The sequence below is a fragment of the Pseudomonas sp. P42 genome (assembly GCF_017973755.1).
GTDB classification, from domain to species: Bacteria; Pseudomonadota; Gammaproteobacteria; order Pseudomonadales; family Pseudomonadaceae; genus Aquipseudomonas; species Aquipseudomonas iridis.
Map to the genome: position 1 here is coordinate 441,762 of NZ_JACOPU010000004.1, position 20,103 is coordinate 461,864.

Here is a 20,103-nt window from a genome sequence, read left to right on the forward strand (position 1 = left end):
CATGTTCAAATATATTGGCGACATCGTTAAGGGTACCGGTACCCAGTTGCGCAGCCTGGTCATGGTCTTCGGCCATGGTTTTCGCAAGCGCGACACCCTGCAATACCCGGAAGAAGCGGTCTACCTGCCACCACGCTACCGTGGTCGCATCGTCCTGACCCGCGACCCCGATGGCGAAGAACGCTGCGTAGCCTGCAACCTGTGCGCCGTGGCGTGCCCGGTGGGTTGCATCTCGCTGCAGAAAGCTGAAACCGAAGACGGTCGCTGGTACCCGGACTTCTTCCGTATCAACTTCTCGCGCTGCATTTTCTGCGGCCTCTGCGAGGAAGCCTGTCCGACCACCGCAATCCAGTTGACTCCGGATTTCGAGATGGCCGAGTTCAAACGTCAGGACCTGGTGTACGAGAAAGAAGATCTGCTGATCTCCGGCCCCGGCAAAAACCCTGATTACAACTTCTATCGTGTTGCAGGTATGGCAATCGCTGGCAAGCCGAAAGGCTCTGCACAGAACGAAGCCGAACCGATCAACGTGAAGAGCTTGCTGCCTTAAGGAAGAACGATGGAATTCGCTTTCTATTTCGCATCGGGTATCGCTGTCGTGGCCACGCTACGTGTGGTCACCAACACCAACCCTGTGCACGCCCTGCTCTACCTGATCATCTCGTTGATCGCCGTGGCCATGACCTTCTTCGCCCTCGGCGCACCGTTCGCCGGTGTGCTGGAAGTTATTGCCTACGCTGGCGCCATCATGGTGCTGTTCGTGTTCGTGGTGATGATGCTCAACCTCGGCCCCGCCGCGGTTCAGCAGGAACGCGTCTGGCTCAAGCCCGGCATCTGGGCCGGGCCGGTGATTCTCGCCGGCCTGCTGCTGGCCGAATTGCTGTATGTGCTGTTCGCTCACCAGAGCGGCCAGGCCATCGGCCACACCACCGTCGATGCAAAAGCCGTGGGCATCAGCCTGTTCGGCCCGTATCTGCTGGTGGTCGAACTCGCCTCGATGCTGCTGCTTGCCGCAGCCGTCACGGCGTTCCATTTGGGCCGCAACGAGGCGACGGAGTAACTTATGCCTGCTATCCCTCTTGAGCATGGTCTGGCGGTTGCCGGCATCCTGTTCTGCCTCGGCCTCGTCGGCCTGATGGTTCGTCGCAACATTTTGTTCGTGTTGATGAGTCTGGAAGTGATGATGAACGCCTCTGCACTGGCCTTCATCGTTGCAGGCGCCCGTTGGGGCCAGCCGGATGGACAGATCATGTTCATCCTGGTGATCAGCCTTGCAGCTGCCGAGGCCAGTATTGGTCTGGCGATCCTGCTGCAACTGTATCGCCGCTTCCACACGCTCGATATCGACGCTGCCAGTGAGATGCGCGGATGAACCTAATCTTTCTGACTTTCGTATTCCCCCTGATCGGGTTCCTGCTGCTGTCGTTCTCTCGTGGACGCTGGTCGGAAAACCTCTCGGCGCTGATCGGCGTGGGTTCCATTGGCTTGTCGGCGATTGTCACCGCCTACGTCATCTGGCAATTCAACGTCGCGCCTCCCGAAGGCGGTCACTACACCCTGGTGCTGTGGCAGTGGATGGCAGTGGAAGGCTTCAAGCCTGACTTCGCCCTCTACATCGACGGCCTGTCGATCACCATGCTCGGCGTGGTGGTGGGCGTAGGTTTCCTGATCCACCTGTTCGCCTCCTGGTACATGCGCGGTGAAGCGGGTTACTCGCGCTTCTTCTCGTACACCAACCTGTTTATCGCCAGCATGCTGTTCCTGGTCCTGGGCGATAACCTGTTGTTCCTGTACTTCGGCTGGGAAGGCGTGGGCCTGTGCTCGTACCTGTTGATCGGTTTCTACTACAGCAACCGCAACAACGGTAACGCCGCACTCAAGGCCTTCATCGTGACCCGGATCGGCGACGTGTTCATGGCCATTGGCCTGTTCATCCTGTTCCAGCAAGTGGGCACGTTGAACATCCAGGAACTGCTGGTGCTGGCACCGCAGAAATTCCAGGTCGGCGACTTCTGGATCACCCTGGCGACCCTGATGCTGCTGGGCGGCGCTGTCGGTAAATCGGCACAACTGCCATTGCAAACCTGGCTCGCGGACGCGATGGCTGGCCCGACCCCGGTTTCGGCACTGATCCACGCCGCAACCATGGTTACCGCCGGTGTTTACCTGATTGCGCGTACCCACGGTCTGTTCACCCTGGCGCCGGACATCCTGCACCTGGTCGGCATCGTTGGTGGTGTGACGCTGGTACTCGCCGGTTTCGCCGCTCTGGTTCAAACCGACATCAAACGTATCCTCGCCTACTCGACCATGAGCCAGATCGGCTACATGTTCCTGGCGCTGGGTGTAGGTGCCTGGGATGGCGCGATCTTCCACCTAATGACCCACGCCTTCTTCAAGGCGCTGCTGTTCCTTGCTTCCGGTGCGGTGATCGTTGCCTGCCACCACGAGCAGAACATCTTCAAGATGGGCGGCCTGTGGAAGAAACTGCCACTGGCCTACGCCAGCTTCATCGTCGGCGGCGCGGCTCTGTCTGCCCTGCCACTGGTGACCGCGGGCTTCTACTCCAAGGACGAAATCCTCTGGGAAGCGTTCGCCAGCGGCAACCAGGGTCTGCTTTACGCAGGTCTGGTCGGTGCGTTCATGACTTCGCTGTACACCTTCCGCCTGATCTTCATCGCGTTCCACGGTGAAGCCAAGACTGAAGCCCACGCCGGTCACGGCATCGCTCACTGGCTGCCATTGTCGGTGCTGATCGTGCTGTCGACGTTCGTCGGCGCCATGATCGTGCCGCCGCTGCACGGCGTACTGCCGCAAAGCGTTGGCCATGCCGGTGGCGAAGCCAAGCACAGTCTGGAAATCGCCTCGGGCGCCATCGCTCTGGCCGGTATCCTGCTGGCGGCCCTGCTGTTCCTCGGCAAGCGTCGCTTCGTGACGGCGATTGCCAACAGCGGCGTCGGGCGTTTCCTGTCGGCCTGGTGGTTCGCTGCCTGGGGCTTCGACTGGATCTACGACAAACTGTTCGTCAAGCCGTACCTTGCGATCAGCCACATCCTGCGCAAAGACCCGCTCGACCAGACCATCGGTCTGATCCCGCGTATGGCCAAGGGTGGTCACACTGCCCTGAGCCGCACCGAGACCGGTCAACTGCGTTGGTACGCTGCTTCGATGGCTGCTGGTGCCGTGCTGGTTATTGGCGCCATCGTGCTGGTAGCGGTCTGATATGAACCTTGCGAATTTGCGAAAGGAAACGAGCCCGTCATGATTCTGCCTTGGCTAATCCTGATCCCCTTCATCGGCGGCCTGCTGTGCTGGATGGGTGAGCGCTTCGGCGCTACCCTGCCCCGCTGGATTGCGCTGATCACCATGTCCCTGTTGCTCGCGATCGGCCTCTGGCTGTGGGCAACCGGCAACTATTCATTTGCCCCGGCGCCTGGCGCCGATCCCACTTGGGCGCTTGAGTTCAAGCACATCTGGATCGCGCGTTTCGGCATCAGCGTGCACCTGGCCCTCGACGGCCTGTCGCTGTTGATGATCCTGCTGACCGGTCTGCTGGGTATCCTCTCGGTACTCTGCTCGTGGAAAGAGATTCAACGTCACGTTGGCTTCTTCCACCTGAACCTGATGTGGATCCTGGGCGGTGTTGTCGGCGTGTTCCTCGCCCTCGACCTGTTCATGTTCTTCTTCTTCTGGGAAATGATGCTGGTGCCGATGTACTTCCTCATCGCGCTCTGGGGTCACAGTTCTTCGGACGGCAAGAAAACCCGGATCTACGCAGCGACCAAGTTCTTCATCTTCACTCAGGCTTCCGGCCTGATCATGCTGGTGGCGATCCTCGGTCTGGTACTGGTCAACTTCAACAACACTGGCGTGATTACCTTCAACTACGCCGACCTGTTGAAAACCAAGATGTCGATGACCACCGAGTACATCCTGATGCTCGGCTTCTTCATCGCCTTCGCGGTCAAGCTGCCGGTTGTACCGTTCCACTCCTGGTTGCCTGATGCGCACGCCCAGGCACCGACCGCAGGTTCCGTCGACCTCGCCGGTATCCTGCTGAAAACCGCTGCCTACGGTCTGCTGCGTTTCGCCCTGCCGCTGTTCCCGAACGCCTCGGCCGAGTTCGCGCCGATCGCCATGACCCTCGGTCTGATCGGGATCTTCTACGGTGCGTTCCTGGCGTTCGCGCAAACCGACATCAAGCGTCTGATCGCCTTCTCTTCCGTTTCCCACATGGGCTTCGTGTTGATCGGCATCTACTCCGGCAGCCAACTGGCCCTGCAAGGTGCAGTGATCCAGATGCTGGCGCACGGTGTGTCGGCAGCCGCACTGTTTATCCTCAGCGGTCAGTTGTACGAGCGTCTGCACACTCGTGACATGCGTGAGATGGGCGGTCTGTGGTCGCGTATTGCTTACCTGCCGGCGATCAGCCTGTTCTTTGCAGCCGCGTCGCTGGGCTTGCCGGGCACGGGTAACTTTGTCGGCGAGTTCCTGATCCTGATCGGCTCTTTTGCAAGCTGGCCATGGATCACTGCGATTGCCACGTCCGGTCTGGTGTTCGGTTCGGTCTACTCGCTGATCATGATCCACCGTGCGTACTTCGGCCCGTCCAAATCGGATGCGGTCCTGCACGGTATGGACGCTCGCGAACTGATCATGGTGCTAGGCCTTGCGGTGCTGCTGATTTACCTCGGCGTCTACCCGCAACCGTTCCTCGATACTTCTGCCGCCACGATGCATGGCGTACAGCAGTGGCTCGGCACCGCCTTCACTCAACTCGCTTCGGCCCGGTAAGAGCGCTATGGAATTCACGATTCAACACTTTATTGCGCTTGCGCCACTGTTGATCACCAGCCTCACCATTATCGTGGTGATGCTGGCAATCGCCTGGCGCCGCAACCACTCGCAGACCTTCCTGATCTCTGTGGCCGGTCTGAACCTGGCCTTGCTGTCGATCCTGCCTGCCTTGAAAGTCGCGCCTCTGGCCGTCACCCCATTGCTGCAGATCGATGCGTTCGCATGCCTGTACATGGCGCTGATCCTGGTCGCCACCCTCGCCTGCGTCACCCTCGCCCACGCCTATCTGGGTGACGGCGGTTCGGGTTACCCGGGCAACCGTGAAGAACTGTACCTGCTGATCCTGATGGCCGCCGCCGGTGGTCTGGTTCTGGTCAGCGCGCAGCACCTGGCCGGGTTGTTCATCGGTCTGGAACTGCTGTCGGTGCCGGTCTACGGTCTGGTGGCTTACGCCTTCTTCAACAAGCGTTCACTGGAAGCCGGCATCAAGTACATGGTGCTGTCGGCCGCCGGTTCCGCGTTCCTGCTGTTCGGTATGGCGCTGCTGTACGCAGACGCCGGTTCGCTGAGCTTCACCGGTATCGGTCAGGCACTGGCTGCCACTGGCCTGCCTAGCCCGCTGGCACAACTGGGCCTGGGCATGATGCTGATCGGTCTGGCGTTCAAGTTGTCGCTGGTACCGTTCCACCTGTGGACGCCGGACGTGTACGAAGGTGCTCCGGCACCGGTCGCCGCGTTCCTGGCGACCGCTTCCAAAGTCGCCGTGTTCGCAGTGATGGTGCGTCTGTTCCAGATCTCCCCTGCTGCAAGCAGTGGCGTACTGAGCGACGTGCTGAGCGTGATCGCTGTCGCCTCGATCCTGTTCGGTAACCTGCTGGCCCTGACCCAGAGCAACCTCAAGCGTCTGCTCGGTTACTCGTCCATCGCGCACTTCGGCTACCTGCTGATCGCCCTGGTGGCGAGCAAGGGTCTGGCGGTGGAAGCCATCGGCGTCTACCTGGTCACCTACGTGATCACCAGCCTCGGCGCTTTCGGCGTGATCACCCTGATGTCCTCGCCGTACAACGGCCGTGACGCGGATGCCCTGTACGAATACCGCGGCCTGTTCTGGCGCCGTCCGTACCTGACCGCCGTACTGACCGTGATGATGCTGTCCCTGGCCGGTATCCCGCTGACCGCAGGCTTCATCGGCAAGTTCTACATCATCGCCACCGGTGTCGAATCGCACCAATGGTGGCTGGTAGGTTCGCTGGTACTGGGCAGCGCCATTGGCGTCTTCTACTACCTGCGCGTGATGGTCACCCTGTACCTGATCGAGCCAAACCTGCGTCGCCACGATGCCGAGTTGCACTGGGAACAAAAGGCGGGCGGCGTCATGCTGCTGGCCATCGCCCTGGTTGCGTTCTTCCTCGGCGTTTACCCGCAGCCGTTGCTGACACTGGTTCAGCAGGCGGGTCTGGCGGGCTGATTGCCCGGCTGGATTTAAGCTACAAATGAAAACGGCACCTTCGGGTGCCGTTTTTTTTGGATATATGTGCAGCGCCTGTCCCCTCTCCGCCGGATACCTGCCCTTGCTGTGGTTGTAGGAACGCATTCAATCAACGCAGGGAAAACTCATCTCATGCGATGGAAAATTCCCAGGAGATGATTGCCAGATTTGTGTCTCTCACAAGACTCGCTGAAATATCCCACACCCTCCGCGCAAGAAACCCTGGCAAGCACACCACATCCCTCAGACACATCACAAGAACTCCCCCGGACAAAAGCGGCTGGCTCCTGACGTCCCGCGGTTCAATCACAAGATGATGTGTACGTATTTCAACCTCCCATCACTCCCGGAACTGAAACTTCCGGACATTTTTGACCGTTCACAGCCCGCCTAATAGATTCGATCCGTGCAATCAAAAGCACCTTCATCCACAAAAAAAAGGAATTGATCCATGGGCTACATGAGCAGCTGGAACGCCAACAAAATCGTTGAACTGGACGAGGAGCAAGCTCGCGATCCGGAGCACATCGAAGCACTGCAACTGAGTGAGGAAGAGCTGGCCGAACTCGATGCGCAGTGAGTGAACGGACGGGGGTGAAAGCCCCCGTTCTTTTGGAGGATGGAAATCATGGACAGTAACTGGATGATCGAGCGAGAACTGACAGCGGACCAGGCCTGCCAGCGCATTCAAACTGAATTGAGTCGGCTGGGAATGACGCCCGCTACGCTCACCTTGGGTCAGGACGTTGTTGCGGTACAGGCGACCTTTACTGACAGCAATGGTCTGCCTGTCGCGCGCGGCGCCGGCAAAGGTTATGCAGTTCAGGCAGCCATCGGTGCGCTCTACGAAACGCTTGAACACTATTGGACAGACTCGCTCTCGGTGCAGAATGCCCACGCTATTCCCGTGGACTACTTCGCAGACAACGCGATCTTCAACCAAGACCCGGTGCGACTCCTTTCCAGCCAGCAGAACCGCCGAATCGCCTGCCGACGCTACACCTGTCCTCAAGGACACGACCCTTTTTATTACCCGCTCGCGCTGACGTCGCCCAACACACAGCAGTTTTTTGATCAGCAGACCGCGGACTGCCGGGCCTTGCGCCGATACTCGAGCAATAGCGGCACCGCCATCGGCGCCAGTTACGACGAGGCCCTGCTGCATGCCATCAATGAATGCATCGAACGGGACGCTGTTTCATTGTTTTTGCTGGATCATTTTTATTATCGGAATCAACCGCCACTGCGCCGGATCGCCCGCCCCGGCAATGGCGATACCCTGGGCCAACTGTGGACGGATGTCGAAAGGGAAATCGGCGCGGAGGTCGTGCTGGTGGATATCAGTACCGAATTCGCTGCGCACACTTTCCTGGCGTTTTGCGCCGCATCCGGTGACCGGATTCATGTTTTCGGTTCAGGTTGCTCCCTGGACCCACGCCATGGTGCCTGGCGCGCGCTGACGGAACTGGTGCAGTTGCATCACGTCGCAGAGGGGCCTGAATACACGCAGCATTTGCTAAACGCGAAGCGTCACTTAAGTCCCTTCCCCCGACTATTGCGCTGCCTGCTATTCAATCCTGAGGATCTGCTGCATCGCTGCGCTCACTCCACGGTGACCCTGCCCCAGGCCAGCCCGCAAGGACCGTTGCCACTGCAGATTGAACAGTTGACCACGGACCTTCAACAACACGGGCGCCGCCTCGGCGTATCCACGGTGCATCAAACCAGCCTCGGCACCAGCCTGGTCAATGTGGTGATACCCGGGCTGGAACGGTTTTTTGTCGTGTCCAGCGGCAACGTGGTGATTCCCCACGCCCGAGGTCGAAGGCTGGGCAAACAGCATCACGGAGTGAGCCCATGAATAACCCAGCCATTGTCTGCTCAAAGGAACGTGAACTGGAACTGGCAGAAAACCTGTCCGACCACATCACAAGCGCAGGCCCGATCAGTTGTTTCGTCGAATCGACTCGCAACGGCCTGCATCAGGTATTTATTCTGCGAGTCCGCGACCAGGACTGGGTCGGCCGCAAAGTCTTGCAGCGAGACCCTTGCAATCGCTGGGGCCTGAGCAGCCTGTTGAACCCCACCATGCTGCTCGGCCCCCACAGGCAGTCGCAATGGGGCAACGACGGCGTGTCGATCTACTTTCAAACCTCAACGTTGAAAGAAAGAACTCAAGCCTTTGACGCCGCGCTGAACTGTCCAGATAGCGAGATTCATTTTCCCTACGCGGTCATCGATGAACGCGGTGACGAGGCTGTTTGCCCCTCCGATTACTGGCAAGGTAACCCATCGCTGGCTGCGCAACTGAACGCCGACGAGTTCCACTTTCGCGAACACTGCGTGAGCGTACTGCGGCCATTGCTCAAACCGGACGACCTGATTTACGACCCGGCCTGCTCGACGGGTGACTTCATCGCCCATCTGGCTGCCGAACTCACCGACGGCCGCTATCTGGGCACAGACCGTTCGGTCTCGATGATTGAATATGCGCAACAACGTCACGCTACGTCCACTGCGCAGTTTCGCGTGATGGAGGCGACAGCCTGCGTCGACGCCTCTATTCGCTGCGACGTGCTGATTGTTCGTTTCCTCAATGCCGAAGTCATGACCCGCCGCGAAGCACACGGCGCGTTTGATAGCCTGGTGCGCTGCGTGAACCCCGGCGGCACAATCCTCGTGTTTGGTCATACCCCGGTGTTGCTTGCCATGCGCTGGCTGGCTCACACCTTTGGTCTGGCGATTATTTCCAGTGTGGCGGCGCGTAGCGGGCGGCAAGAGTTGTTCCAGTTCTACCGCCTGACGCTTCCCACCGCATGACCCGCCTCAACGGATACCTTCTCACCGCTGACGGCCACCAACTGTACTGGGAGCGCCACGGAACACGCGGTGGTGAGCCCGTGTTCTTCTTGCACGGGGGCCCGGGTGGGCGCTGCAGCCGTCATCATCTGGAATTCTTCGACCTGCGTTGCTTCGACGTGATTTTGATTGACCAGCGCGGATGTGGTCGATCGCGCCCTTACGGGCAGACGCGAGACAACAACACGACCCTGAACGTCGAAGACATCAACGCCTTGCGCCTGCACCTCGGTTTGCAGCGCATCAGTCTGCTGGGTGTCTCCTGGGGCACCTGGCTGGCCATTCAATACCAGCAGCGGTACCCCGCCACTTTGCTGAAAACCACATTGGTGTCTGTTTTCGTTCCGTTTGCAGCGAACACTTACGCCTATGAAGAAGCAATCAACGCAGCCTTGCGCCATACCGGTGGCGGTACCACGCGCGACATCCACCAAATATTGAATGATGGCTGTCATGAGCAACAGCACCAGGCCGCCATCCACTGGTTGCAGGCTTCGTTACGACTCAACGGGCAGACAATGCCAATGGATGCTCTCGGCAGCTTTGCCGATGAAGAAGCCATTCTCGCCATCCGCCTGGAATTGCATTACCACGTCAATCGCTACTTCTTCAGTGCCGATAGCGAAGACGTTTCGCTCAATTCCGACACCCTGATAATCCAGGGCGTCAAAGACACCTTCGGCATGTCCAGCCTGCGTTGGTTACGCCAGCGCCAGCCCGTGCAAAGCCGCCTGCTGCGCGCCGGGCACAACGCTTTCGAATGGCCTATATTGAAAACCGTACGCGAGTCGTTGAAACGTGAATGCGCGTCAGACGCTTTTCCCCCAACCGTAGTCCCCCTTGCAACCTTGAACCGAACCGATCTGGCAAAGCCGCCCAGATGACGAAATTGCAATTCCCAATCACCCTCACGCGCATTAACTAAACCAAGGCTGGGGCGCCGTGTCCCCGGTCAACCAGCGCGGTTGATACGAATTTATTTGTAGAAGCTCCTTGCGCCTTTGAAAAGAAGTGGAGTGAGCCTGCTCGCGATGGTGTCAGGTCAGCCAATATCGCTGAGCTTGATCCCGGTGATTTCAGTGAAGATCTTGGCCAGCGCCTTGGACTCGGAAGCGGGCCCTGCTGCGCAGCCCAGCGGGAGCAAGCTCCCTCGCCACAATCGCATCACAGTTTCTTCACCATTGGCACGCACGCCAGTTGCAGACCCGAAGGCGATTGGTAAATCGCACTCCCCTCCCCGATGTAACCGCAGCGCCGGTAAAAATCGGCAGCGTTCAACGTCGCGTCCAGACAGACCTCTGTCAGCCCCAGCACCCTCGCCAGATCTTCGAGAAAGTGCAAAACGTGTTTGCCCAATCCCCGTTGCATGAAATCCGGATGAATGAAGATTGCACCGATTTCACGTTGCTCCATATCAAGCATTCCAGTTGCCACTGGCTCGCCCTCAACCCAGCCCAGATAGAAATGCTTTTCCATGAGCGTGTCGTAACCGTCCTCAGCCGAGCCCTGGGTCCAGTGGTGCATTTGCTGCTCGGTGTAAGCACCGATGCATTGATGCCTGATCGCCAAGCGTCGTATGTCGAATGCGGTTTGGGCGTCATTCGCGCCAGCTCTTCTGATGTCGAACATTTCTCTCTCCATGAGCCATGTGCATACAGAAAATGAAAAAGCCCCGTCCATTTCTGGCGGGGCTTCGGGTACACGTCAAATGACAAACACGTATGACCTTATGGCCCGCCGGAAGCGGTCATGCAGGAGCACATCATGGTCATTCGATATTGGGTGTTCATGGGGCGATAGTGCTGTGAATTGTTCCGATACGTCAATCGCGAAGTCTCTTGGTGGGAGCGAGCCTGCTCGCGAAGGCCTCGGCACTTCCACCATCCTCAGTGCCTGACACTCCGCTACCGCGAACAGGCGCGCTCCCACAGGTTTGTGTGGAATTCACAAACTCCAGGTACGCCCACATGACGAAATTGTAATTGCGCCATCACCTCGGCGTTATCCGCAGCTTGTAACGATGTTACCCGGCGACGATGCCGGCGGGCGCTTGCCCGTCGAACAATAAAACCCACGCCGAAGCACGTTCCCGTTCTGCCGAACCCAAGGAGTGTTTGATGGTTAACAATTCAAAAATGTCGATGGCCGCTTTAGCGGTGGTGGTTGGCTCCGGGCCGCCCATGGTGTTTGCCGAAGAAAAAGCCGAGGGCTTTATCGAAGGCAGCAGCCTGACGGTGCTCAACCGTAATTTCTATTTCAATCGTGAGCACCGCAACGGCCAGTCCAGCCCGACCGGCAACGGTTATTCCGAGGCCTGGTCGCACGCGGTGATCAGCAAGTTCGAATCCGGCTTTACCCAAGGCACCGTCGGGGTCGGTGTTGATGCGTTTGCCATGATCGGCTTGAAACTCGACACCGGTGACGGGCGCAACGGTGGCCGCAGTTCGTTTGATGTGCTGCCGGTCAACAGTGACGGCGAGGCGCGGGACGAATACACCAAGGTCGGGGGGGCCGCGAAAGTGCGGGCATTCGATACGGTGGTCAGGGTTGGTGATGTGTTCCCGGCCAACCCGGTAGTAGCGGCAGGAGACTCTCGTTTGCTGCCAGAAAGCTTTCGCGGCGTAACGGCGACCAACACCAGTATTGAAGGTCTGTCGGTTCAGGGTGGTCGACTGCACGCGATGAGCCAACCGGTGTCCAGCGACATGCGCGAGAACTTCGCAACCTTCTATGCCGGCCCGGTCAATTCGCCGTGGATCGCTTATGGCGGCGGCGATTACGTGCTGAACAAAAACCTCAGTTTCAGCCTGTACTCCAGTCGTCTCAAGGATGCCTGGAATCAGTACTACGCTGGCACCGCGTGGACGTATCCACTGTCGGATGACTTGTCGCTGTTTGGTGGTTTGAATTACTACAAGGCTGTCGACGAAGGCAAACAACTGCTCGGCGAGTTCGACAACAACATCTGGAGCGGCCGTGTCGGCGTGAAACTCGGCGCGCATTCCGTCGCCCTCTCCCACCAGCGCAACAACGGCAACGACGATTTCGATTACCTGCGCCAGTCCGACTCGATCTTCCTCGACAACTCCATCCAGTACAGCGACTTCAACTCGCCCAAGGAACGTTCATGGATGGTGCGTTACGACCTCGACATGACCACCTATGGCGTGCCCGGTCTCTCGTTCATGACCCGTTATGCGCGCGGCACTGACGCCGATTATTCCAACGCCAACGCCGTGTACATGCGCCGCGATGCTGAAGGCAATCCGCTGACTGATCAGAAGCGCTGGGAGCGGGATATCGAAGTCAAATACGTGGTGCAGAGCGGTTCGTTGAAGGACTTGTCACTGCGCTTGCGCCAGGCCACCACTCGCGCCACGGCGTTCGAGTCGGACCTGGATGAAGTGCGGGTGATTGTCGAATATCCGTTGGTGATTCTCTGAGTTCACGAGCAATGCACATTCACCTTTAGAAGCTCCTTGCTCCTTTGGAAAGAGGTGAATTTTTCGGCGTCCTTTGGGGCGCCTTTTTTATGTCCGGACTTCAACGCAACGCCAAAACCTGTGGGAGCGAGCCTGCTCGCGAAGACGTCGGCACAGCCAACGCCATCGTCGGTTGACTCACCGCTTTCGCGAGCAGGCTCGCTCCCACACGATTATGCGGTGGGCTCGACGTTATCCAGCGCCCTGTTCACCGCGAGTTCGCCAAGCATCACCACTTGTGCGATACCGAGCAGGGTCTTGCGATGCGTGCCTTGCAGCAGCGCCGCGAAGTCGCCGAGCATGACGCTGGCCGAGCCCAGGGATTCGCTGGCGTTGGCCAGCAGGGATTCGGTGTCGGCCTTCGGATTGACCTGGAACATCTGGTTCTGGACGTAGGGCGTGGCCATGATGGCGGCGGTGGGTTTGAGGTAAAAGTCGAGGGCGCGGTCGGCGGCTTCGTGGAGTTTGCGGGTGTCTTCGCAAGCGTAGGGGGACGTTGTATTGGCGTCCGCAGCAACGGCTGTTTCGGGCGGATTGGGTGTTGGCTTTTTCATAATGTTTTCACTCAGCTTGACGGTGGAGCTGACCCATTCGGTTCCACGCGAAGGGGTGGCAGCTGTACGCAGGTTGGAACCCGGGCAACTGAGCAAAACCCGACAGACTCGAAGTCTCCCGCGCACAGCCGCCATAACGGAGTGCACACCATCAAAGTGCGCAAGCATACGTCATGAAAGATGCTTTTGCTGTCAGTTGAACCACGGGGTTCCAAACCCGATCGCTGAATTGGCAGCGACCCACACAGGCTAGAGAGCTGACGTCCGACGGACAACCTGAAAACATTGTGGGAAGGTTCTGTATTTCCCACACAATCTTTAAACATCTCGAACCGAAATACACATCGTCATATCGAAAGCCACCCCGTGTAGGAGCTGCCGAAGGCTCGGGCTGCGATCTTTTGATTTTGATTTTAAAGATCAAGATCAAAAGATCGTCCGATCGCGGCCCGAGCCTTCGGCAGCTCCTACAGAGGACCGCGTTTTTATCATTACGGGGCGATCGCGTTTTGATTGGGGCAGATCAGCCACGTTGGCGACAATCGCCGGCCACGGTGTATTTGACGGTGTTGAGTTGGCCTTTCGAGTCTTCGTAAGTCATGGCGGTGGGGACGACGGCGCAAGTCGCCGGCGGCTTGACGACGCTCACGACTTTGACCACATCCAGCTTCATCCCGTACTCGTATTCCTTCACCACTGGCGGCGCTTTGCCCTGGTTGTCGGCGTATTGCTCCATGGCTTTGACGTTGGCACTGAATGCGCGCTCAAACGTGCGGTCACCACCGCCCTCGGCCAGCACATTCATGGACATCGCCATCACCCCGGTGAACACCATCCACTTGATCAACTTCATGTTTATAACCTCCATAAAAAAGCCCGGCATCGATGCGCGATGACAGGCTTGTTCCAGCACGGCTGCGTTTACAGGTCTTGAGTCTTGTCGTCTTTCTTGTCATTGACGACGACCGGATCGCGGGCCTGTTCGCGGGCAACGTACAGCTCTACGGAGCGGTCGTTGGCGGTCATCATTTTTTCGAAAGTGCGGTCGCCGCCACCTTCGGCCATGGCCAGGGAAGACAGCGCCAGGGCTGCGGTGAAGGCACTGATTTGGGCAAATTTCATCTTTGATTCCTCGTTTAAGTAGCTGACGGGATCAAGGTAACAATCCGAACCTATCGGGACGGTGGCGGGGAAATTACATATCCGTTATCTCCCGGATCAGCGCACGGAAACCCTGTGGGAGATTACCTATTTAGTTGGAACAGCCTCCTCATCCCGGCGATGGGCCAGTTGGTACAGCGCCGGCAAGATCAGCAACGTGAGAATCGTCGAAGACAGGATCCCGCCGATCACCACTGTCGCCAATGGCCGCTGCACCTCAGCCCCCGTGCCGGTCGCCAGCGCCATCGGAATGAAGCCCAGCGACGCCACCAGCGCCGTCATCAACACTGGCCGCAATCGCGTCAGCGCACCGATGTTGATCGCCTCAGTGAGCGACCGCCCCTCCTCCCGCAGATTGCGAATGAACGCAATCATCACCAAGCCGTTCAACACCGCCACTCCGGACAACGCAATAAACCCGACGCCCGCCGAAATCGACAGCGGAATATCGCGCAACCACAGCGCCATGACGCCCCCGGACAACGCAAACGGAATCCCGGTAAACACCAGCAAGCCATCCTTCAGATTGTTGAACATCATGAACAACAGCCCGAACACCAGCAGCAACGCCACCGGCACCACGATCTGCAAGCGCTTGGCCGCTGATTGCAGTTGCTCGAACTGCCCGCCCCAACTGGTCCAGTAACCAGGCGGCACTTGCACGTCGCGTTCGATCACTTCGCCCGCCTCGGCAACGAATGAACCTATATCGCGCCCGCGCACGTTGGCGCTGACGATCACCAGACGCTTGCCGTTTTCGCGGCTGACCTGATTCGGCCCCAGCACCAGGTCGAGGCTGGCGACGTCTTGCAGGGCGATAAAACCGATCTGATTCGCCGCGCCATTCACCGCCGGCACCGGAATCAGCAGCGCCGACAAGCCGTCGATGTCCTTGCGCATGGCATCGGACAAACGCACGACCATGTCGAAACGCCGATCCCCTTCATACAACGTGCCGGCCTGACGTCCGCCCACCGCCACGGCAATGGTGTCCTGCACATCACCGACGTTGAGCCCGTAACGCGCGGCCTTGTCGCGATCGATGTTGATGGTCAGCACCGGCAACCCGGTGGTTTGCTCGACTTTGACTTCGGAGGCGCCGCTGACCTTCTGCATCGCCGCCGCAATCTTCGCCGCCGTGGCGTTGAGCACGTCCATGTCATCGCCAAACACCTTCACCGCCACGTCACTGCGCACGCCGGAAATCAGTTCGTTAAAGCGCAACTGAATCGGCTGCGACAGCTCGTAGTTGCTGCCCGGCAATGTGGCGGCCACCGCTTGCAGTTCGGCCATCAGAGTTTCGCGGGACTTGCCCGGATCCGGCCATTGCTCTTTGGGCTTGAGCATCACGTAGCTGTCGGAGATGTTCGGTGGCATCGGGTCGGAGGCGATTTCCGCAGTGCCGGTGCGGGCAAATACGCGCTCGACTTCCGGCATCTTCGCCAGAATCAGCGTCTCCAGTCGCTGCTGCATATCGACGGATTGCGTCAGGCTGGTGCCCGGCACGCGCAAGGCTTGCAGGGCGAAATCGCCCTCACTGAGGCTCGGCACAAACTCGCTGCCCATGCGGCTGGTCAGCACGCCGCTGAGCACAATAACGCCCACCGCCGCGCCCACCGCAACGGCACGATGACTCATCACCCAAGCCAATGCCGGCGCATACACGCGACGCGCGCCGCGCATCACCGCGCCCTCTTCTTCCTTGACCTTGCCAGTCACGAACAGCGCAATCGCCGCCGGCACAAAAGTCACCGACAACAGCATCGCGCCGAGCAAAGCGATGACCACGGTGAACGCCATCGGGTGGAACATTTTCCCTTCAACGCCGCTCAGGGCGAAGATCGGCAGGTACACGACCATGATGATCAACTGGCCGAAAATCAGCGGTCGCCGCGCCTCTTTGGCCGCCGCAAACACGTCCTTGAAACGCTCGGCACGCGTCAACAATCGCCCATGGTGCTGCTGCGCATGAGCGAGTCGGCGCAGGGTGTTTTCGACGATCACCACCGCGCCGTCGACGATGATGCCGAAGTCGAGCGCGCCGAGGCTCATCAGGTTGGCGCTGACCTTGTTGCTGAACATGCCGGTGAAAGTGAACAGCATCGACAGCGGAATCACCATCGCCGTGATCAACGCCGCGCGAATGTTGCCGAGGAACAGGAACAGAATCGCGATCACCAGAATCGCGCCTTCGATGAGGTTCTTTTTCACCGTGGCGATGGCTTTGTCGACCAGGTGCGTGCGGTCGTACACCGGCACCGCGATCACGCCGTTGGGCAACGATTTGTTGATCTGCTCGAGCTTGCCGGCGACCGCTTGCGAGACGGTGCGGCTGTTCTCGCCGATGAGCATGAACACCGTGCCGAGCACCACTTCACGGCCGTTTTCGGTGGCCGCGCCGCTGCGCAGTTCGCGGCCGATTTCCACGTTGGCGACGTTTTTGATGCGGATTGGTGTGCCGTCGACATTGGCCATGACGATGTTGGCGATGTCCTCGGTGCTCGCCACTTGCCCCGGCGCGCGAATCAGCAACTGCTCGCCGCTGCGCTCGATGTAACCGGCGCCGACGTTGGCATTGTTGCGCTCCAGCGCCGTGACCAGATCGGTGAGGGTCAGCTTGTACGCGGCGAGGCGTTTCGGGTCCGGGGCGATCTGGTATTCCTTGGCAAAACCGCCGATGGTGTTGATCTCGGCCACACCCGGCACGTTGCGCAATTGCGGCTTGATGATCCAGTCCTGAATCACCCGCAGATCGGTCGGCGTGTAGGGCGTGCCGTTGTCCTTGAGCGCGCCCTCCTGCGCTTCGACCGTCCACAGGAAAATCTCGCCGAGACCGGTGGAAATCGGCCCCATCACCGCTTCCGCGCCTTCGGGCAATTGCTCCTTGGCGATCTGCAAACGCTCGTTGACCAATTGCCGGGCGAAGAAAAGGTCGGTGCCGTCCTTGAAGATGACGGTGACCTGTGACAGCCCCGAACGTGACAGCGAACGGGTCTGCTCCAATGCCGGCAAACCGGCCATGGCAGTTTCAATCGGGAAGGTGATGCGCTGCTCGGTTTCCAGCGGCGAGAACCCGGCGGCGCCGGTGTTGATCTGCACCTGAACATTGGTGATGTCGGGCACGGCGTCGATCGGCAGTTTTTGATAACTGGCGATGCCGAGGCCGGCCATGAGCAGAACGGCGAGCAGCACAATGATGCGCTGCTCGATGGCAAACTGGATCAGGCGTTCGAACATGGGGACCTTCCAGAATTAATGACTGTGCTCGGCCGAAGCCTTGCCCAGTTCCGATTTGAGGACGAAGCTGCCGGCGCTGGCGACTTGCGCGCCGGCCTCCAGGCCTTGGGTGATTTCCACCTGCCCCGCCGCGCGACTGCCCAGCTCCACCGCTTGCGCCTTGAAGCCGTCGTCGGTGCGCACGAACACCGTGGGTTTGTCCTCGACGGTCTGGATCGCGGTTTCCGGCACCGCGACTCGCGCCTGACGGCTGTCAGTGGCCACCAGTACGGTGACGAACAGCCCCGGACGCCACGAACCTTGCGGGTTTTCCAGGGTGACGCGCACAGTCGCCGTGCGGGTTTGTTCGCCAAGCAGACTGCCGACGTAGGCCACGCTGCCGGTGACTTGCGCATTCAATTCCGGCGCGCTGACGGTCACGGCTTTGCCCACTTGCACCTTGGTCAGGTCCTTGGGCGAAACGCCGAACGTCACCCACACTCGCGACAAATCCGAGAGCGTGAAAGCCGCTGTGGTTTCATCAACCACCTCCCCCGGCGTCAGGTGTTTTTCCACCACGACACCGTCGAACGGCGCACGCAGTTCATAGCGATTGCCGCCGGTGGCGACCACGCTGCCGCTGAGCACGCTGATTTTTTGCCGGGCGTTGTTCACGGCGATTTCGGCTTCTTCCATGGCTTGCCGCGCCTGGAGAAAATCCTGCTCGGCAGAAATCCTGTCCTGCCACAGCTTCTTTTCGCGCTCATAAGTCGTGCGCGCCAAGGCCAAACGGCGTTGCGCCGCCGCCTGCTCACTGCGCTGGTCGGAGATCTGCTGACTGGAGATTACCGCCAGCAATTGCCCCTTCTTCACCGACTGGCCGAGGTTGACCGACACCGACTCGACCACGCCGGGCACGCGTGGCACGACGTGGGCGGTGCGGTCTTCGTCGAATCGCACTTCGCCGGGGAACGGTAACCCCAGGCTGATGGTTTGCGCGCGTGCTTCGGCCAGTTGAATGCCCGCAGCGGTGATCTGTTCGGCGCTCAATTCAATGTGCCCTTCTTGGCCGTGGTCGCCGTCGGCGGCGGCGCCTTCTTCAGCGTGATCGGCATGTTCCGCCGCTTCATCGGCATGCGCGTCGATAGAAGCATTGCCGGGCCACATCGAGCCGATGCCGATGCCCAAAGCCAAGGTCGCCACCGCGACCACCATCAGTTTTTTATCCATGGAAACTCCTCTGCGCCGTGCCTTCGCGCAGTGATTTGAAAAGTGAAATTCAAGGGCTGACGGCGAGGTCGCCGAAGATCCGTTCGATGCGCACGTGCGCATCTGTCGCTTCGCTGACGGCCTGGATGTATTGGCTGCGAGCGCTGATCAAGGTGCGCTGGGCGTCGAGCACGTCGAGGAAGCCGAACTTGCCCATTTCAAAGCCGCGTGTGGCGCTGTCCACCGCACTTTGCGCGGCGGGCAGGATGGTCTGGTTAAAGGTCTGGACTTCGCCATTGGCGGTCTGCCATTGCTCAAGACTGGTCTGGATCTCCGTGCGCAAACGCAGCTCGATGGCGTTACGCAGATCCCGCGCCTGATCGGTTCGGCGCGCCGCTGCCAGGACGTTGCCCTGATTGCGATTGAATAGCGGAATCGGCATCGACAGCCCGACCACGTTGACCCGTTCGCGCTCGGTTTCGCTGTACTGGCTGCCGAGGCTGACGGTGAGATCGGGAATGCGCTGGGACTTTTCCAGCCCCAACGCAGCCTCACGCTGATCGATCTGCAGGTTGGCCAGGCGCAGCTCGGCGGTTTCGTTCAGACGCTCCAATAAACGGCTGGGTGGCGGCACCGTGGCGAGGTTTTGCGTAGCAGCTTGTACGTTGATCGAGGTCGGCAACGGTGCGCCCATCACCTGTGCCAGTTGTTGGTAAGCGTTGGCCTGATCGCGTTCGGCGCGGCTCAGTTCCAGGCGCACTTCGGAGAGCTGCACCTGCGCCCGCGTGCCCTCCACCGGCGAAGATTTGCCCGCCTCGATGCGGCCGTGCGCCACGCGCAAACCGTGCTCGGCCAGTTGCAGTGACTGTCGCGACAACTGCAAGCGTTGCTGCGCAGTCTGGGTGCTGTTGAACGCCTGAATCACATCGGCGCGCAAGGCATTGCGCTTGCGCTCAAGTTCAATGCCGGCGCCGTCCTGCGCACGGCTGGCAACATCGATGCGCGCGCCGCGTTTGCCGCCCAGTTCGATCGGCTGACTGAGCATCACCGTGGTGGTGCGGGATTCGCGGCGGGTGTCCTCGGCCTCCCACGAGACTTCAGGATTGGGGATCAGGCCCGCCTGCTTGCGGTCGCCCTCGGCGATGCCGATTTCCCATTGGGCAGCGGCCAGATCGGGGTTGCCGGCGAACGCGGTTTGCAGGGCCTGCTCCAGGGTCAGGGTCGACGCGACCGCAAGGTTTGCTGTGGCCAGCAACAGCATGCCGCCGGCTATTTTTTTCAGGCGTGATCGCGCCATCAGTTCTGTTAAACCGGGCAATGGCAGACTTCCTTTAAT

Annotated in this window: 18 protein-coding genes; 11 read left to right on the forward strand and 7 right to left on the reverse strand. The window is 59.6% G+C overall.

Going from position 1 to position 20,103, the window contains the following annotated elements:
- Window position 1 precedes the first annotated feature (1 nt).
- From nuoI to H8B20_RS15270, 10 genes are all read left to right on the forward strand, one after another.
- Window positions 2-550, forward strand: a complete 549-nt coding sequence (nuoI, locus tag H8B20_RS15230; protein ID WP_007920177.1) for an NADH-quinone oxidoreductase subunit NuoI — start codon at window positions 2-4, stop codon at window positions 548-550.
- Between the two features lie 9 nt (window positions 551-559).
- Entirely contained in the window at window positions 560-1,060 is a 501-nt protein-coding gene (nuoJ, locus tag H8B20_RS15235) for an NADH-quinone oxidoreductase subunit J (RefSeq protein WP_042559872.1), read from the forward strand.
- Between the two features lie 3 nt (window positions 1,061-1,063).
- A complete protein-coding gene (nuoK, locus tag H8B20_RS15240; RefSeq protein WP_003223790.1) occupies window positions 1,064-1,372 on the forward strand; it encodes an NADH-quinone oxidoreductase subunit NuoK in 309 nt (102 codons plus the stop codon).
- Window positions 1,369-3,222 carry an NADH-quinone oxidoreductase subunit L gene (nuoL, locus tag H8B20_RS15245; RefSeq protein WP_047301931.1) on the forward strand — a complete coding sequence of 618 codons (1,854 nt, stop codon included), beginning with the start codon at window positions 1,369-1,371 and terminating at the stop codon, window positions 3,220-3,222. The genes nuoK and nuoL overlap by 4 nt, the downstream gene beginning before the upstream one ends.
- A gap of 39 nt (window positions 3,223-3,261) precedes the next feature.
- Entirely contained in the window at window positions 3,262-4,794 is a 1,533-nt protein-coding gene (nuoM, locus tag H8B20_RS15250) for an NADH-quinone oxidoreductase subunit M (RefSeq protein WP_042559874.1), read from the forward strand.
- 7 nt (window positions 4,795-4,801) lie between these two features.
- Window positions 4,802-6,265: an NADH-quinone oxidoreductase subunit NuoN gene (gene nuoN / locus H8B20_RS15255; protein WP_042559875.1), complete on the forward strand. Its 1,464-nt coding sequence runs from the start codon at window positions 4,802-4,804 to the stop codon at window positions 6,263-6,265.
- A 472-nt stretch (window positions 6,266-6,737) separates the two neighbouring features.
- The gene (locus H8B20_RS28085; protein ID WP_261736161.1) at window positions 6,738-6,866 is read left to right on the forward strand and encodes a hypothetical protein; all 129 of its coding nucleotides are present in this window, start codon (window positions 6,738-6,740) and stop codon (window positions 6,864-6,866) included.
- Between the two features lie 48 nt (window positions 6,867-6,914).
- A complete protein-coding gene (locus H8B20_RS15260; RefSeq protein WP_210623730.1) occupies window positions 6,915-8,147 on the forward strand; it encodes a YcaO-like family protein in 1,233 nt (410 codons plus the stop codon).
- A complete protein-coding gene (locus H8B20_RS15265) occupies window positions 8,144-9,106 on the forward strand; it encodes a class I SAM-dependent methyltransferase (RefSeq protein ID WP_210623731.1) in 963 nt (320 codons plus the stop codon). The genes H8B20_RS15260 and H8B20_RS15265 overlap by 4 nt, the downstream gene beginning before the upstream one ends.
- Window positions 9,107-9,186: 80 nt before the next feature.
- Entirely contained in the window at window positions 9,187-10,029 is an 843-nt protein-coding gene (locus tag H8B20_RS15270) for an alpha/beta fold hydrolase (protein ID WP_342345710.1), read from the forward strand.
- A 280-nt stretch (window positions 10,030-10,309) separates the two neighbouring features.
- Here the strand turns inward: H8B20_RS15270 and H8B20_RS15275 are convergent, their stop codons facing one another.
- Complete coding sequence (locus tag H8B20_RS15275; RefSeq protein ID WP_210623733.1) at window positions 10,310-10,774, reverse strand: GNAT family N-acetyltransferase; 465 nt, start codon at window positions 10,772-10,774, stop codon at window positions 10,310-10,312.
- 488 nt (window positions 10,775-11,262) lie between these two features.
- Here H8B20_RS15275 and H8B20_RS15280 point away from each other — a divergent pair, with 488 nt between their 5' ends.
- Window positions 11,263-12,588, forward strand: coding sequence for an OprD family porin (locus tag H8B20_RS15280; RefSeq protein WP_210623734.1), 1,326 nt, complete (start codon window positions 11,263-11,265; stop codon window positions 12,586-12,588).
- Between the two features lie 212 nt (window positions 12,589-12,800).
- Here H8B20_RS15280 and H8B20_RS15285 read toward each other — a convergent pair whose 3' ends face one another.
- The 6 genes from H8B20_RS15285 to H8B20_RS15310 form a co-directional block, all read right to left on the reverse strand.
- Window positions 12,801-13,181 carry a DUF6124 family protein gene (locus tag H8B20_RS15285; protein WP_210623735.1) on the reverse strand — a complete coding sequence of 127 codons (381 nt, stop codon included), beginning with the start codon at window positions 13,179-13,181 and terminating at the stop codon, window positions 12,801-12,803.
- A gap of 523 nt (window positions 13,182-13,704) precedes the next feature.
- Window positions 13,705-14,034, reverse strand: coding sequence for a DUF2790 domain-containing protein (locus H8B20_RS15290; RefSeq protein WP_210623736.1), 330 nt, complete (start codon window positions 14,032-14,034; stop codon window positions 13,705-13,707).
- Window positions 14,035-14,102: 68 nt separating this feature from the next.
- Window positions 14,103-14,303: a co-regulatory protein PtrA N-terminal domain-containing protein gene (locus H8B20_RS15295; protein ID WP_103306801.1), complete on the reverse strand. Its 201-nt coding sequence runs from the start codon at window positions 14,301-14,303 to the stop codon at window positions 14,103-14,105.
- 126 nt (window positions 14,304-14,429) lie between these two features.
- Window positions 14,430-17,579 carry a CusA/CzcA family heavy metal efflux RND transporter gene (locus H8B20_RS15300; RefSeq protein ID WP_210623737.1) on the reverse strand — a complete coding sequence of 1,050 codons (3,150 nt, stop codon included), beginning with the start codon at window positions 17,577-17,579 and terminating at the stop codon, window positions 14,430-14,432.
- A 15-nt stretch (window positions 17,580-17,594) separates the two neighbouring features.
- Complete coding sequence (locus tag H8B20_RS15305) at window positions 17,595-18,788, reverse strand: efflux RND transporter periplasmic adaptor subunit (RefSeq protein ID WP_210623738.1); 1,194 nt, start codon at window positions 18,786-18,788, stop codon at window positions 17,595-17,597.
- 49 nt (window positions 18,789-18,837) lie between these two features.
- Window positions 18,838-20,085 (reverse strand): TolC family protein, encoded by a 1,248-nt coding sequence (locus H8B20_RS15310; protein WP_210623739.1) that lies wholly within the window; start codon window positions 20,083-20,085, stop codon window positions 18,838-18,840.
- Between the last annotated feature and the right edge of the window lie 18 nt (window positions 20,086-20,103).

Coding starts and splice junctions, on each gene's coding strand:
- nuoI (WP_007920177.1), top strand. CDS start 2: ATGTTCAAATATATTGGCGACATCGTTAAGGGTACCGGTACCCAGTTG.
- nuoJ (WP_042559872.1), top strand. CDS start 560: ATGGAATTCGCTTTCTATTTCGCATCGGGTATCGCTGTCGTGGCCACG.
- nuoK (WP_003223790.1), top strand. CDS start 1,064: ATGCCTGCTATCCCTCTTGAGCATGGTCTGGCGGTTGCCGGCATCCTG.
- nuoL (WP_047301931.1), top strand. CDS start 1,369: ATGAACCTAATCTTTCTGACTTTCGTATTCCCCCTGATCGGGTTCCTG.
- nuoM (WP_042559874.1), top strand. CDS start 3,262: ATGATTCTGCCTTGGCTAATCCTGATCCCCTTCATCGGCGGCCTGCTG.
- nuoN (WP_042559875.1), top strand. CDS start 4,802: ATGGAATTCACGATTCAACACTTTATTGCGCTTGCGCCACTGTTGATC.
- H8B20_RS28085 (WP_261736161.1), top strand. CDS start 6,738: ATGGGCTACATGAGCAGCTGGAACGCCAACAAAATCGTTGAACTGGAC.
- H8B20_RS15260 (WP_210623730.1), top strand. CDS start 6,915: ATGGACAGTAACTGGATGATCGAGCGAGAACTGACAGCGGACCAGGCC.
- H8B20_RS15265 (WP_210623731.1), top strand. CDS start 8,144: ATGAATAACCCAGCCATTGTCTGCTCAAAGGAACGTGAACTGGAACTG.
- H8B20_RS15275 (WP_210623733.1), bottom strand. CDS start 10,774: ATGTTCGACATCAGAAGAGCTGGCGCGAATGACGCCCAAACCGCATTC.
- H8B20_RS15280 (WP_210623734.1), top strand. CDS start 11,263: ATGGTTAACAATTCAAAAATGTCGATGGCCGCTTTAGCGGTGGTGGTT.
- H8B20_RS15285 (WP_210623735.1), bottom strand. CDS start 13,181: ATGAAAAAGCCAACACCCAATCCGCCCGAAACAGCCGTTGCTGCGGAC.
- H8B20_RS15290 (WP_210623736.1), bottom strand. CDS start 14,034: ATGAAGTTGATCAAGTGGATGGTGTTCACCGGGGTGATGGCGATGTCC.
- H8B20_RS15295 (WP_103306801.1), bottom strand. CDS start 14,303: ATGAAATTTGCCCAAATCAGTGCCTTCACCGCAGCCCTGGCGCTGTCT.
- H8B20_RS15300 (WP_210623737.1), bottom strand. CDS start 17,579: ATGTTCGAACGCCTGATCCAGTTTGCCATCGAGCAGCGCATCATTGTG.
- H8B20_RS15305 (WP_210623738.1), bottom strand. CDS start 18,788: ATGGATAAAAAACTGATGGTGGTCGCGGTGGCGACCTTGGCTTTGGGC.